This window comes from Psychrobacter sp. Rd 27.2 (assembly GCF_001921755.1).
Taxonomy (GTDB): domain Bacteria; phylum Pseudomonadota; class Gammaproteobacteria; order Pseudomonadales; family Moraxellaceae; genus Psychrobacter; species Psychrobacter celer.
On record NZ_MRYB01000022.1, the window covers coordinates 1 to 14,428 of the forward strand.

Below are 14,428 nucleotides of genomic sequence, written 5' to 3' on the forward strand. Positions count from 1 at the left end.
AGTGCGCTTAACCTTTGCTATTGCTAACTTGTCCATAAATAAGTCCCTTTTTCGTAAACTTATTTTAGGACGGGACAATCAAACCAAAAAAAGCCACGCTCATGAGCGTGGCTTTTTGCTGTGTGCCCTCTCAGTCAACTCAATACAAAGATAACTTCAATACGCAATCAACTGAGCGCTTATATTGTTTATTACGGTTTGTTTATTGCTTATTGCGAAACTTCACAGGCTGTACCGCGCCTTTGGGATTGGGCATGTTTGGATAGTGATGCTCATGCTCAACATCACACTCTGCCCCAACGACTGAGCCATCGTCTTTTACTGGCTTATGAATATAGCCGGTACGCTCAGCTGGCGGCAGATGCTCGTGTTCCCATACCATCACCGCTTGCATGCAGGTCTCGCGCTGCTCCGCGCTGAGCTTACGACCATCTGGCCATTTACCCAGCTCAATCGCCATACGAAACTTATCGACCACCTCTGGCGTCAAACTCGCTAATATCGTTTCTTTATCCATCGTGCCTACTCTCACTATGTCTGACTGTGTTTTTTACCATCTAAGATTTTTGTGTCTCAAAGACGCTTATTCATCGTCTATGATATCATCATCGACATCCAGACTGAATTCTTCAGCATGGACGTTCCAGTGTAGCTTGGTGCGACAGGCCTCATAAAAATCAAAACCTGGCGGGTGCAGTAGCGTCAATTTGTCGGGGTGCTTACGGATATATAGGCGCTGCTCTTGATCTAAGGGTACGCTTGGCTTGCCATCTGCGCTCACCATCGGCTGGGTGCGGTTGTCTTCATGTATGCGAATACACACCTCACTGTTTCCGCTCACCACAATCGGCCTGCTCGAAAGCGTATGAGGATGCATGGGCACCAAACAAATGGCATCCATACTTGGATGGATGATAGGGCCACCGCCTGATAGCGCGTACGCTGTAGAGCCGGTCGGCGTCGCCGCGATCAAGCCATCACTATGCTGCCGATAGACATCTTGACCATCGATTTTCATCTGAAAGTCGATCATATGGACTGACTTACCGGCATGCAGCACCACGTCGTTGAGTGCCATGTCTTCATGAATGATGTTGCGCCCTTCTCGTATCTCCATGGTCAATAAAAACCGATGATCCAGCTGATAATTACCCATCAGTACTTGGCGCAGTTTAAAGGCCGCCTCGTCCGGCTTTACGTCCGCCAAAAACCCAAGGCGACCACGGTTGACCCCAAGGACAGGCACACGGTAGCGTGCCAACGCCTCGGCCGCATGCAGGATAGAGCCATCCCCACCGACGACGATGACCAAATCACAAATCTCGCCGATCAAGCTGCGTTTGACGATTTTGACTTTTTCGATTTCGGTAAGGTTTAACGTTGGTAAATTGGCGGTTTGCACATCCATGATCAACGTCAAGTTCATGTCATTGATGGTTTGGGCAATTTGCACCAGACTTTGGGTCACACTGCGCTTGCCGGCACGCCCCATGAGGCCAATACGCCGAAAAGCTGGGTTTTTGATGGCGTGGAACAGCTCGGATTCGTGTAAATGTGGCAATCTTGCAGACTGCGCTGAGTTTTCCATAAAAAGACTCGGTATAACGGTAAAATACCAGCTCATGATAGCGATAAATACGTGCTTAGACTAGCATGTTTATGCATTATCGTTGTTAACAGTCGTAATCGACCCCAGATAAAAACCAGCGCACGCTACCACTAAATGAGTTTGTAGACGTGCTTGTTTGGCTACCAAAATGCCGCCACCGCTGGGTGTAGATCAGCGCTTTATAGCGCCGCGCAGCCTTGCTTTTCATCACGCAAACACAGTTGACAATGATGGCGGTTTTGCTAAAGTAGCTGACATTACTATTTTTATATTTAATTAAGGACATATGTATGGCCAATCCTATTGTCAGTCGCGCAGAGCTTGCGATCGGCGGCAACCCAATGACGGTCAAGGGCGTGATTCAAAAGACCAGTCTGCTACTCGGGTTATCTGCCATCACTGGTGTGGGTTTTTTCTTTTATGCACTGATGGCAGGCCTATCACAAGGCTTTATCACGATGGCCGCCATGGTAAGTATGTTTGCCGCGTTTGGTCTTGCCATTTTTATCACCTTTAAACCACAAAAAGCCAAGACGTTTGCTGTCCCTTATGCTCTGTTAGAGGGTGTGTTTTTGGGCGGTATCTCGCTGTTTTTTATGCGCATGTACCCAAGCGTGCCGGTCACGGCGATGTGTGCGACGTTTGTGACGGCAGCGGTGATGCTAGGTCTATACCGCTCAGGGCTGGTAAAGGTTACTGAAAAGTTCCGCTCTATCGTCACCTCAGCGGTCATTGCCATTATGCTTGTCTATGTCGCGCAGTGGGTGTTGTCGTTGGTATTTGGCTCGACCTTACCTTTCTTGTTTGAGGGCGGCGCTATCGCTATTGGTTTTAGCCTATTTGTCATCGTCATTGCTTCTTTTACCTTGCTACTAGACTTCGATAATATCGATCGCGGTGTGGCAATGGGCGTATCAGAGGATTACGAGTGGTTATTTAGTATCGGCATTCTTGCCACGCTAGTCTGGATGTACATTGAGTTTATGCGCTTATTAAGCTATCTACAAGACTAAATGATACATACCGCTATCACCGTGAACAAAAACCGCCTTGGCTAAGGCGGTTTTTTTATGAATAAGCTGATAGAGTCTCAGTGACTCGGTGGCAGCTACGCGCGTTTTAGCCGCAGGGCGTTTAACACCACAAACAAAGAGCTAAGCGACATGCCAATGGCCGCTAACCATGGCGGTACATAACCGAGCGCCGCTGGTATCAGTACACTGCCATTATAAATAAGTGCCCAGCGAAAGTTTTGTTTGATGATGCGTTCGGTTTTATCAGCGATACGCTTGGCTGCGGTAATGGCTTCGATTTGACCATCCAAAACAATACTATCACTTGATACCTGTGCTAAGTCTGCCGCGCCTGCTATCGAGGTTGACACATCGGCAGCAGCAAGCACTGGCGCATCATTGATGCCATCTCCGACCATCAGCACCACCGCCCCTTGTGCCTGTAGGCTTTGGATATGATCGACCTTATCTGTCGGCGACAAACCATTGTAGGCGGCCTGCATGCCCAAACTCTCAGCCATACGCAGCGCTTGCGGGCTTGGGTCACCTGTCAGCATGACGGATTCGATACCCAAATCCTTTAACGCATCGAGCATCGGCTTGGCACTATCACGCACTTTGTCATTAAAATAAAAGCAGGCCAACGCTTGCCATGACGCGCCCACACTTTGCTGACAAGACAACACCACCGCCGAGCTTGCTCGCGCAGCCACCAAGTCAATGTGTCGCCCATGATCTGTACTGTCTAAGGCAAAATCCACATGGCCAATACGATAGCGTACATCATCAATCACCGCCTCAACGCCGCCTGCAGGATAGTACTGCAACAACTGAGTGGTAGGCAGATGCAACTGATACGCTGCGGTCAACAGCGCATGGGCAATCGGGTGACGGCTACCGACTTCTAAGGCGGCGGCTATCGCCAGCACTTTGTCTTTTTGCTCAGCGCGCGTCTGCCCTGCTTGCGCGCTGTCTGGTAACAGAGTCATCAGCTCAATATTTAATAAGTTGGGCTTGCCGTACGTCAGGGTACCTGTTTTATCAAACGCCACATGAGTAATCTCTGCAAGCGTCTGTAGCGTATGTCCACGCGTGGTCAAAAACCCATAGCTTGCCAAACGGTTGGTCGAAACCGTCAAGGCAATAGGCGTGGCCAAAGACAATGCGCAAGGACAAGTCGCCACTAACACCGCAACCGTTGCCCAAATCGCTTGGCTAGGATCGACGATATACCAGCCGACAAACACCAGTACCGACAGTACTAAGATACGCGCCACAAACCAGCGTGCCAGCTTATCCGCTTGCTGAGCCAGTTTGGGTTTTTCGCTCATGGCGCGGTTCATCAGTCTATCGATCAAGCCGATTTGACTGTCTTTTGGCAAGGCGGTAATCAACATCTCAAACGGCTGACTGTCGTTTTGTGCGCCGCCGACGATATAGTCGCCTTGCGTTTTGAGAATCAAATCGCCCTCACCGGTCAACAAACTCTGCGAGACAGTGGCTGTCTGACTGAGCAATATCCCATCACTGATGATCTCAGAGCCCGCCTCTACCAAAATAATATCGCCCACTTGCAAGCTATGCGCAGTGACCATCTGCTTGTCTTCTGTATCGTATGCAGCGTTTGCGCGCTGTGCTTGCCACGCTTGCGCGATGCGCACTGTCATCTGCTGCAGACTGGTATCCATACTTTGGGTAAAGTCCGCGATGGCGTCTGATGCGTCGCCTGTGTCTTTTTGGGCCGCTGCTGCGCTCGCGTCACCAAGTTTAGCAGCACTCGAGGGATTTTTCGCGCTATCTTGTATCGAGAGGCTTTGCTCAAAATGCTGTAATATCTGTGCAGCAGCGTCCTTGTTTTCAGCAATTTTTTGTACCAATACCGGCTCAACCACCACCAAGTCATTGGCCATGGTCGCCGCTTTTAGGCGAGCATTATGCTCGATATAACGCCCCGCCAATAAAAAGAAAATAAACATACTGACCGAATCATAGTATGTCTCGCCTTGTCCAGTGACGGTGGCGTACAGACTGGCAAAAAAAGTGACAACCAGTGCGATACTGACGGGCACATCCATATTCACCTGACGGGCGCGAATCGCAGACCATGCCGAGGTAAAAAACGGAATACCTGCATAAAAGAAAACCGGCGTACTGACAAACAACGACACCCAGCGCAAAAAATCACGCTGAAATATCAGCATATCGCTGTATTCCCCAAAATAAATCGCAACGGCATACATCATCGCTTGCATCGAGCCCAGCGCTGCAATACCCAAGCGCAGGAGCATTTGATTATTATGACGTGCCAGCATCGCCTCGTGGGTGTCTTGACGGTATGGCTTGGCTTCGTAGCCGATCTCGTTGATGACTGCCAAAATACGGCTGATCGGTAGGCGGCTTTCATTCCAGATCACACGCATGCGCTGGTTGGTCAAGTTGACTTGGCATTTGCTAATGCCCTCTAGCTCATCTAAGCGCGACTCAATCAGCCAAGTACAGGCGGCGCAGCGCAGGTTATTGACCGACAGCTCAGCCACCGACATACCGTCTTGTGCGTAGACAAATTGTGATTTGATCTCTTCATGATCATAAGCTTCAAGACGCGTCAGCTGCGTAGGTAGGCTGGCAGTGCGGTTGATCTCTGAGCGGTCCAAATAATACTGCTCAAGCCCAGCCTCTACGATGCTCTCAGAGGCAAGCTGACACCCCATACAGCACATTTCACGCGATTGCCCCAATATCTCAGTATAAAATGGCGGCTCAGGTACAGGGTCTCCGCAGTGAAAACAGTGGCCTGCAAGAGGCAACACCAAACCTTCGGTGATAGAGCTATCTTCATAGCGTTGACTGGTAGATGCCGTTTGTGATGGAACACTAGACATAATCGCCCTTATTTCCTTTAGACAGGTTTGCTCGAACCTTATTTGCTTTAAATTTGCGCTACATAAACTGACTAGGTCGTGTCTGCATTGTAAAAATGCTAATAAAAATGAGATCAATGATCTTCTCAACACTGCCATCGAATACTGTCATCGAACACTATCGCCAAACAACGAAAGAGCGCAGATGATACCGAGATAATGGTGAGCTATCTGATGCCATATGACAATGTTTAGCCACATTTAGCCCATTTAAATGACTATCGATTACATACCGATTGAGCTGAGGACACGCCCTAGCGTTGACGATGCGAAACAGAATTAAAATAGCTGTTTTAACCCATGCTTTGCTTATATAAGTAGGCCACGCGCCCACGGATTCATAAAAATTACATCATGGTCGCCTAGACAAACTGCTATCGTGTGTCAGCAGCTGACATGCTCTTTAGACTGCCCGTAAAATTCTGCTGGTGACGAGAGTATGGCCTGTATCAGCTTAGAGTCTATTAGCTTAGAGTCTATCAACTTAGAATCACTGTGCAGTTTGACTATCGATTATACTATAAGCAGCTCCCTCAAGCAGCGGTAACTACTGACCGCTAAATACCCATGAATACTGTCGTTGACGATGATAGATTGAAAAAGTTGTCAATTTGCGTCATTATGAGGCAGTTTTTTTATCCCAAAACGGTGCGACATCAGTGCAAAAATCCAATTTTAAGCGATCCACTCTCACTTTGCCTCAGTCTTCTAGACCTGCTATCGGCACGCTGCCTTCACAGCAGCGTGGTATCGTCTTTAGTAGTCTGATTTTACTTGTTATCATCGCAGGCATGGTGTTGTTGGCGCTCTATTTGATCAAACTTGATCGCACTATTACTCATAAGTTTGAGGGTAAGCGCTGGGATATTCCGGCCAAAGTCTACTCGCAGCCGCTTGAGCTATACCAAGGGGCAAATGTCGATCGCGAAACGATGAAGACTTGGCTTGAGCTGCTCAATTATCAAAGCAACAAATCCTATGATCGCACAGGGACTTATCACCGCTCGGGCAATACTTATTTTATTCACACGCGCGGCTTTACCTACAGTGCCAATGACAAAGACGCCGAGCAAGTCATTAAAATGACCATCTCAGGCAATAAGATTGCGTCTATTCAAAGCACACTGCCAGCCAAAAGTGGCATCATTCGTTTGGAGCCAGTAAATATCGGCGGTATCTATCCAGACAGCAACGAAGATCGCTTGGTGGTGTCGTTAGATGAGGTGCCGCAGCCATTGATTGATGCGCTGATTGCCACCGAAGATCGGGCGTTTTATGAGCATAAAGGGGTCTCGATACGCGGTATCGCGCGCGCCGTGCTCAATAACTTCTCTGGCGGCTCAATGCAAGGCGGCTCGACCATCACCCAGCAGCTTATCAAAAACTTTTATCTCAACTCAGATCGCACGCTTAAACGTAAGGCCAACGAAGCATTGATGGCGGTTTTATTGGAGCTGCACTACAGCAAAGATGAGATTTTGCAGACGTATCTTAATGAGATTTATTTGGGTCAAAACGGCAACCGTTCTATTAACGGTTTTGGGTTGGCGTCACAGTTTTATTTTGACAAACCCCTAAAAGAGCTGCGTATAGATCAGCAAGCCATGCTGGTCGGTATGGCAAAAGGCCCTAGTATCTATAATCCGCGCCGTCATCCAAACGACTCAAAAGCGCGCCGTGACGTCGTGCTAAACAACATGCTGGCGATGGGTACTTTGAGCCAAGAAGACTACGAAAAAGCTTTGGAACAGCCGCTGGGCGTGGTGGATAAGCCAGTTGAAGGCAAAAGCCAATTCCCCGACTTTTTAGATATCGTCAAGCGTGAGCTAAATACTGTTTATTATTCTGACGATCTCAAAAACGAAGGTCTGATCATCATCAGTACCTTAGACCCTATTGCTCAGTTGGCCGCTGACAAAGCGGTCGATAAAAAACTGAGCGAGCTGCGCCGTAATAGTAGCAAAACCAAAGATCTGCAAGGTGCGCTGGTCAGTGCCAACCCCGAAACAGGCGAGCTGGTCTCTGTGGTAGGCAGTGGCAGTGAGTTTACAGGCTTTAACCGTGCGGTCGACGCCAAACGTCAGGTCGGCTCTTTATTAAAACCAGTCATTTATATGACCGCGCTCGAAAGTGGCCGCTATAACTTGGCAAGTCCAGTAGATGATTCGCCGATTACCGTCACCCTAGGCGATGGCACCAAGTGGAACCCCAAAAACTACTCAAACCGTGATCATGGCTATGTCCCCTTGACCACCGCTCTCGCCAAGTCTTATAACCAAAGCACGGTACGTTTGGGCATGGAGTTTGGTGTCGACACCTTTGCCAGACAGTTGCGTCGTCTGGGTGTACAAGAAAAAATCCCGCCTTACCCTTCAGCATTATTGGGTTCTGTCAATCTAAGTCCCATGGATATGCTCGGTGTTTATCAAGTCTTTGCCACCGGCGGCTTTCGTACGCCCATTCATAGCATTCGTACGGTGATCGACAATCGTGGCCGGATTTTGCAGCGTACGGGGCTAAACACGCAGCGCAGCATCCCGCCTGAGACCAACTTTTTGACCAATTACGCCCTACAACAAGTGGTGTCAAACGGTACGGCCAGACGCGCCCAGTCGCTGGGTAGTCACTTAAATCTGGCGGGCAAGACGGGTACGACCAACAACTATCGCGACGCCTGGTTTGCCGGCTATAGTGGCAACTACGTCAGCGTGGTATGGGTTGGCCGTGATGACAACAAACCTATCGGCTTAAGCGGTGGTACTGGCGCACTACCCGTTTGGATTGACTACATGAAACGCCTGAAGCTGACGCCCGTGGCGCTACCGGAGCCTGAAGGCATCGAGTGGCTCTGGCTAGAAAACAACTCAGGCAAACTCTCTAATGAGCGCTGTGCCGATGCACGCTATTTGCCTGTCTTATCCGCGCACCTACCAAAAGAAGCCAGTGCCTGCGCCCTTGGATTATACCAGCAAGAGCGAGCGCGTGAGCAGCTGCAATGGCAAAGCCAGCAAGGCGTCATCAATCAACAACGTCGCCGCGAAGGTTTGGAGATTCCAAATGGCGAAGCGGTCGATTCTGATAATGATGAGGATCAAGCTGACAGCAATGATGCACAAAGTCGTGCAGATACATGGTATGACCGCGCTGTTGAATGGTTTTAACATTTTGGTAATTTATAAAGAGGCTCTCTATGCTGTCATTGTTCAAACACACTGTCTTAGGTAACCATCGCCTGATGCCAACCTCTATAAGAACCACATTGAGTACCGTTAAGTCCACACGCCGTTTGGTTTTTTCTGGCGCTGTGATAGGTATACTGAGTTTGAGCGCTTGTCAAACGGTACCCAGCACGCCTGCTGGTGCGCACACTTCAGCTAAACAGACGCCATCAGGGGCATCAGGCACCGCCAGCCCTGCGCGACATGACACGGCCTATCCGGTGACACAAGCCCCCATTGTTAAACAAGACAGCACAGGCAGCGCTGGTGCTTACCCAAATGACGGCACTTCTGAGTCAGCAAACCCACTGACAAAAGATACGCCGCAGACCCACCTACCCAGTCAAGGTCCCATCGTCAGTCAGCCAGATGTGGTCATTCTCACGCCTTCTCGTGAAGACTATATGATCTCTGAGCCTGCAGCACCCTCACACAATGAGCTGCTAGAGCGCGCTAGAAAAAACTCACAACAACGCGGCCAGAGTACCACCAGCAATAACAGCGACCTGCCTGCATTTCGCAATCTGATGCAAGCGGGTATCAGTCAGCTCAAAGCTGGCAGCCTGACCAATGCCGAAAACAGTTTTACCCGCGCCCAGCGCTTGGCACCCAGATCCTCTGCCGTCTATTTTTATTTGGCACAAGTTGCGCTAAAAAAGAACCAACCACGTAAAGCAGAAGCCATGGCACGCCGCGGCCTTAGCGTTTCGCAAGACGCCAGTCGTAGACGTGCGCTATGGCAAGTCATCCTGCAATCAGGGCAAGCTCAGGGCAATGGGCGAGTGATTAACGAAGCAAAACGAGCATTGCGTTAATCTGGCGTCAACGTATGACCTCAGCAGCTAAAAGCACGCGCGTAAAATATCGCGAATGAGGTAAAGCCCACCTATCTCAATGGATATCAAGTAGCCATCGTAGCAATACATGAGCTGCTTTTTCACTACTGTTTCTTGTTAAAATACGTATTTATTTTTCTCACTTTTTTCTTTTATTTAAGGGTATCGTTATGGCATGGCAACAATTACATTTACAATGCGAAAAGGCAAACGTTGATTTGGCCGAAGCGCTGCTATTAGAAGCAGGCGCGCTCTCAATCGCGCTCGATGACGCAGGCGATCAACCTTTATTTGAGCCTCTGCCTGGTGAGTCGCCGCTTTGGGACGAGGTTATTTTGACTGGGCTCTTTGATGCGAGCACTGATGACGGCAGTCGGCAGGCCGTCGAGCAGCTAAGCCACGAAATCGCCGCACAAGTACAAGCCAGCCGCATTTGGCTGACCGCTGTCGACGATAAAGACTGGGAACGCGAATGGATGAGCAACTACCAGCCGATAGAATGCGCCAACGACCTTTGGATTGTGCCCAACTGGCTTACGCCGCCGAGCCCCGAGGCGACCAACATCATTATGGACCCAGGTTTGGCGTTTGGTACTGGCTATCATGCCACCACGCGTTTATGCCTCGACTGGCTCACAGAGCAAGACCTAACAGACAAGGTAGTGATTGATTATGGCTGCGGCTCAGGTATTTTGGGCATCGCCGCCTTGCTGCTAGGCGCACGAAAAGTCTACGCTGTCGATATCGATCCACAAGCAGTGCTGGCCACCAATCAAAATGCAGAGCGCAACCAAGTTGGTGATCGTCTGCAAGCATTTTTGCCAGAAGCATTTAATAAATACTGTGCTGAGCATAAGGTTGTGCCAGTCGAAGTACTGGTCGCCAATATTTTGGCAAAACCCCTGATCGGCTTAGCCCCGTACTTTGCTACATTAGTCAAACCCAGCAGCCGTATCGTACTGGCAGGCTTGATTGAATCGCAAACCGACGACGTCGTCGCCGCCTATCAGCCTTACTTTGCTATGGATCCTAAGCATGCTTTTACTGACCAAGAAGACCAGCACTGGCAACGATTATCTGGTACATTTACAGGCTAGCAACATTTAATTACATCTGTTACGATAGAGGGCAGTCAAATGTTATGTGTTTGACGCCACTCTGTCCTTGCCCATGATTCATACATGAGATATTTTGTTAATGCGCAGTATATACCCCATAGGCAGCTGTTGGTGAGTGGAAAAGCGGTATTGATCACCATAATTTTTTGGACTCGACCCTATGACCACGCCCATAAAAACTCAGTGCCCCCATTGTCATGCTTACTCTAAAGTACAACAAACCCAATTAAACAAAGTAAACGCCACTGTCAACTGCGAGCAGTGTCATCAGAGCTTCTTGGTCAATCAGCACCTCATCGTCACCGCCGACACCCCTCACGCTGCAGCCCATACCGCCACTTCTACATCAAACAAAGCCGCCGCTCACAATGAGCTTATTCACGACGATTTGATTCATGATGACCTGATCCATGACGACCTCATCCACGATGAGCTGATTCATGATGACATGGATATAGGGGAGTCAGAAACCGACTTATTAGAGTACGATTCGCTCGACAGTATGGATGCATGGCTAACACAGGCGAGTCATCTCACCCATACCTCCAACCAGCAGCCATCTGCAGCGCAGACAAGCCCGGACTCATCGGCACAAGCAGCGCTAAGCTCTGCCGCCGCCAATGATATTCATGCCAATGTCGATGACAATGCGGACAATGCTTGGCTTGAGGCGTTGTTGAAAGAAGAAAGCCAAAACACACACAAACCACCAGACAACACCGACCTATCACAAATCTTACAAAAAATGGGCGTGCCGTTTAGTGACGAAGAAAAAAGCCAAAACGCCCGTATAAAAGAGGCGCAAGCAAGGTTTTCACCAACGCCTGCGCGGCGCTCAGTGGCATCATTACTATGGACCCTTGGTTGCTTGGTATTGGCGCTGCTCTTATTGGCGCAATATGTCATCTTTAATATAGACACCTTGGTCAAAGACCCTGCCCACGCCGAGCGCCTACACCGCATCTGCTCTGTTGCCGTTTGTAGCTTGCCTAGTGCGGACTTAACAGCATTGAGCATGAGTCATATTACTCACCAAAAAAGCCGTATCAACACCACAGGTGCGTTTAGCGATGTCAGCGCCGCCCTTTATAATCAAAGTACCAAAGCGCAGCTCTATCCGAGCGTCAAGGTCAGTGTGTACGGCAAAGATACTATGATTGGTGAGTTTATCGCAGCGCCAGCAGATTACTTATTAGGCAAGCAAAAACAACTCGCCGCCAATAGTCAGCAACAGTTATTGTTTACCATCCCTGTGGCCAATACTCAGATTCGCGACGTTCAGATAACGCCTTTGTATTAAGGCCTGTGTTTGTCAAATGGTTAGGGTATGTTTTGCCTATGCCGACAGATACTACGAAAAATAACGCTTCATTGAGCGACTTGACGATCATGTATTTGATGACTAGGTACTTGATAACTGGGTATCGGATATAACCTCGAATCTATCAGCGCCAAAGGCCATTAATTTGATATAATACCCTGATATCTGATGGTTTGATTTTCTCTAACCCAAGGACTTTATCTTATGGCACCTCATGCACAGCATAATGCCCACCATTTTGCTACCAGCTCTGAGCATCCTGCCGACTACTCCAAACCCCATACCCACACTGCTCATGAGCCGCTGCGTGTACATGTTGAGCGTGTGGTGCGCCAGTACTTTGCCTTGTTAGGTGATGAGGTGCCAACCGACTTATACGAGCTGATCTTAAGACAAGTTGAAGAACCGCTACTGTCGGTCGTCCTCGAACAAACGCGCGGCAATCAAACCAAATGCGCCCAAATCCTCGGGCTAAATCGCGGTACACTACGCAAAAAACTCAAAACTTATGACTTAATGTAGCATCAGCTATATGCGCCTATCTATTTTGATTGACAATCATTATGCAGGGCAATTGAGCGGTGATGATCTCAGTTTTTTTGAGGTTATCTGCCACCATTGTCGTTATCATCTTGCCAGACGTTGATGTCGGGCTTTTTTTATGGAAGTTTTTTTATGAGTACAACCCCACTCGCCTTATTATCAGTCTCTGATAAATCCAATATCGTTGAATTTGCTCAAGGTCTCATCAAGGCAGGCTTTGGTTTGTTATCTACTGGCGGTACGTATCGGCTACTCACCGAAAATAACGTCGCTGTAACCGAGGTCTCAGACTATACTGGCTTTCCTGAGATGATGGACGGCCGCGTCAAGACACTACATCCTAAAATCCATGGCGGTATCTTAGGTCGCCGCGGGACTGATGATGGCGTCATGAGTGACCATCAAATCGAGCGTATTGATCTGGTGGTGGTAAACTTATATCCATTTGCGCAAACCATCGCGCGCGCCGATGTGACCATGGCTGATGCTATCGAAAACATCGATATCGGCGGCCCTACTATGGTACGGGCAGCAGCAAAAAACCATGCCCATGTCGGTATCGTCACGGACCCTGCTGACTATGAGCGCGTCCTTAACGCTCTCGGTGACAGCACTGAGCTGACTTCGGCGCTGCGTTATGACTTAGCGGTCAAAGCTTTTGAGCATACCGCACAGTATGACGGTATGATTGCCAACTTCTTGGGCAGCCGCCTCAGCGCCACGCAAGAGCCAGAAAACTTCCCACGTACCTTTAACGTGCAGCTCGAAAAAGCACAAGACTTACGTTATGGTGAAAACCCGCATCAAAACGCCGCTTTTTATGTCGAAAACCACCCATTAAAGAGCCAGCAAGCCTCTATCGCGACCGCCACGCAGTTGCAAGGCAAAGCGCTGTCGTATAATAACATCGCCGATACAGATGCCGCACTGGAGTGTGTCAAAGCCTTTAGCTCGCCTGCTTGTGTGATCGTCAAACACGCCAACCCTTGCGGCGTGGCTGTGGATCAAGACCAAGTTGCTGCATACCAAACGGCCTTTAGTACCGACCCTGAGTCTTCTTTTGGTGGCATCATTGCCTTTAACCGTCCCTTGGCGCTAGCTGCGGCTAAAGCGATCATTGACAATCAGTTCGTCGAAGTTATCATCGCACCAAGTATCGAAGAAGGTGTCCTCGATATCACAGCCAGCAAGAAAAACGTCCGCGTCTTGGTATGCGGCGAGCTGCCAGCACCAGACCAACGCGACGCTCAGCTTGATTATAAGCGCGTCAATGGTGGCCTACTCGTACAAGAACAAGACCTTGGCTTAATCACTGCCAATGATCTAAAAATTGTCACCGATGTACAGCCAACAGAGGCGCAGATTGCAGACTTGCTATTTAGCTGGAACGTCGCAAAATATGTCAAATCAAACGCCATTGTCTATGCCAAAGCTCAGCGCACCATCGGTGTTGGTGCCGGTCAAATGAGCCGTGTCAACTCAGCCCGTATCGCCGCCATCAAAGCTGAACACGCAGGACTTGCCACCGAAGGCGCGGTTATGGCCTCAGATGCCTTCTTCCCATTCCGTGATGGCATCGATAATGCAGCGGATGTCGGCATCTCTGCTATCATTCAGCCGGGTGGCTCGATGCGCGATGACGAAACCATCGCAGCGGCCAATGAGCATGGTATCGCCATGGTGTTCACAGGTATGCGTCATTTCCGCCACTAGTCTTTTGTAACTGAGCCGGCGCGCATGAGGCGGGTCGGTTTTGATTGCTAAATTACAGGTTGTCTCGTCCTAAAATAGATTGATAGTTTTTTTGCTAAGTCAGATACCTTATGTATCTGGCTTTTTTACATTAAGC

At 49.2% G+C, this 14,428-nt stretch carries 11 protein-coding genes; 7 read left to right on the forward strand and 4 right to left on the reverse strand.

What is annotated here, in order from left to right; translation table 11 throughout:
* Positions 1-202: 202 nt before the first annotated feature.
* The 3 genes from BTV99_RS12240 to BTV99_RS12250 all read right to left on the reverse strand — a co-directional run bounded on the left by BTV99_RS12240 (position 203) and on the right by BTV99_RS12250 (position 1,895).
* The gene (locus tag BTV99_RS12240) at positions 203-517 is read right to left on the reverse strand and encodes a YeaC family protein (protein WP_075102644.1); all 315 of its coding nucleotides are present in this window, start codon (positions 515-517) and stop codon (positions 203-205) included.
* 66 nt (positions 518-583) lie between these two features.
* Complete coding sequence (locus BTV99_RS12245) at positions 584-1,588, reverse strand: NAD(+) kinase (protein ID WP_075102645.1); 1,005 nt, start codon at positions 1,586-1,588, stop codon at positions 584-586.
* Between the two features lie 85 nt (positions 1,589-1,673).
* On the reverse strand, positions 1,674-1,895 hold the full coding sequence (locus BTV99_RS12250; RefSeq protein ID WP_075102646.1) for a hypothetical protein: 222 nt from the start codon (positions 1,893-1,895) through the stop codon (positions 1,674-1,676).
* A 4-nt stretch (positions 1,896-1,899) separates the two neighbouring features.
* On the opposite strand from BTV99_RS12250, the gene BTV99_RS12255 reads away from it, so the two are divergent.
* Positions 1,900-2,622 carry a Bax inhibitor-1/YccA family protein gene (locus tag BTV99_RS12255; RefSeq protein ID WP_075102647.1) on the forward strand — a complete coding sequence of 241 codons (723 nt, stop codon included), beginning with the start codon at positions 1,900-1,902 and terminating at the stop codon, positions 2,620-2,622.
* A 95-nt stretch (positions 2,623-2,717) separates the two neighbouring features.
* Here BTV99_RS12255 and BTV99_RS12260 read toward each other — a convergent pair whose 3' ends face one another.
* Positions 2,718-5,504, reverse strand: coding sequence for a heavy metal translocating P-type ATPase (locus BTV99_RS12260; RefSeq protein ID WP_075102648.1), 2,787 nt, complete (start codon positions 5,502-5,504; stop codon positions 2,718-2,720).
* Between the two features lie 698 nt (positions 5,505-6,202).
* Here BTV99_RS12260 and mrcB point away from each other — a divergent pair.
* The 6 genes from mrcB to purH all read left to right on the forward strand — a co-directional run bounded on the left by mrcB (position 6,203) and on the right by purH (position 14,292).
* Complete coding sequence (gene mrcB, locus BTV99_RS12265) at positions 6,203-8,704, forward strand: penicillin-binding protein 1B (protein WP_075102654.1); 2,502 nt, start codon at positions 6,203-6,205, stop codon at positions 8,702-8,704.
* Positions 8,705-8,733: 29 nt separating this feature from the next.
* Entirely contained in the window at positions 8,734-9,576 is an 843-nt protein-coding gene (locus BTV99_RS12270) for a tetratricopeptide repeat protein (protein WP_075102649.1), read from the forward strand.
* Between the two features lie 191 nt (positions 9,577-9,767).
* The gene (gene prmA, locus BTV99_RS12275; RefSeq protein ID WP_075102650.1) at positions 9,768-10,694 is read left to right on the forward strand and encodes a 50S ribosomal protein L11 methyltransferase; all 927 of its coding nucleotides are present in this window, start codon (positions 9,768-9,770) and stop codon (positions 10,692-10,694) included.
* A gap of 181 nt (positions 10,695-10,875) precedes the next feature.
* Positions 10,876-12,015, forward strand: a complete 1,140-nt coding sequence (locus BTV99_RS12280; RefSeq protein ID WP_075102651.1) for a DUF3426 domain-containing protein — start codon at positions 10,876-10,878, stop codon at positions 12,013-12,015.
* Between the two features lie 225 nt (positions 12,016-12,240).
* On the forward strand, positions 12,241-12,558 hold the full coding sequence (gene fis / locus BTV99_RS12285; RefSeq protein WP_075102652.1) for a DNA-binding transcriptional regulator Fis: 318 nt from the start codon (positions 12,241-12,243) through the stop codon (positions 12,556-12,558).
* A gap of 153 nt (positions 12,559-12,711) precedes the next feature.
* The gene (purH, locus tag BTV99_RS12290; RefSeq protein ID WP_075102653.1) at positions 12,712-14,292 is read left to right on the forward strand and encodes a bifunctional phosphoribosylaminoimidazolecarboxamide formyltransferase/IMP cyclohydrolase; all 1,581 of its coding nucleotides are present in this window, start codon (positions 12,712-12,714) and stop codon (positions 14,290-14,292) included.
* Positions 14,293-14,428 lie beyond the last annotated feature (136 nt).

Bases quoted from the DNA above. Each gene is read 5' to 3' on its own strand.
- BTV99_RS12280 (WP_075102651.1), top strand. From the start codon at position 10,876: ATGACCACGCCCATAAAAACTCAGTGCCCCCATTGTCATGCTTACTCT.
- fis (WP_075102652.1), top strand. From the start codon at position 12,241: ATGGCACCTCATGCACAGCATAATGCCCACCATTTTGCTACCAGCTCT.
- BTV99_RS12270 (WP_075102649.1), top strand. From the start codon at position 8,734: ATGCTGTCATTGTTCAAACACACTGTCTTAGGTAACCATCGCCTGATG.
- BTV99_RS12255 (WP_075102647.1), top strand. From the start codon at position 1,900: ATGGCCAATCCTATTGTCAGTCGCGCAGAGCTTGCGATCGGCGGCAAC.
- BTV99_RS12245 (WP_075102645.1), bottom strand. From the start codon at position 1,588: ATGGAAAACTCAGCGCAGTCTGCAAGATTGCCACATTTACACGAATCC.
- purH (WP_075102653.1), top strand. From the start codon at position 12,712: ATGAGTACAACCCCACTCGCCTTATTATCAGTCTCTGATAAATCCAAT.
- BTV99_RS12240 (WP_075102644.1), bottom strand. From the start codon at position 517: ATGGATAAAGAAACGATATTAGCGAGTTTGACGCCAGAGGTGGTCGAT.
- BTV99_RS12260 (WP_075102648.1), bottom strand. From the start codon at position 5,504: ATGTCTAGTGTTCCATCACAAACGGCATCTACCAGTCAACGCTATGAA.
- prmA (WP_075102650.1), top strand. From the start codon at position 9,768: ATGGCATGGCAACAATTACATTTACAATGCGAAAAGGCAAACGTTGAT.
- BTV99_RS12250 (WP_075102646.1), bottom strand. From the start codon at position 1,895: ATGTCCTTAATTAAATATAAAAATAGTAATGTCAGCTACTTTAGCAAA.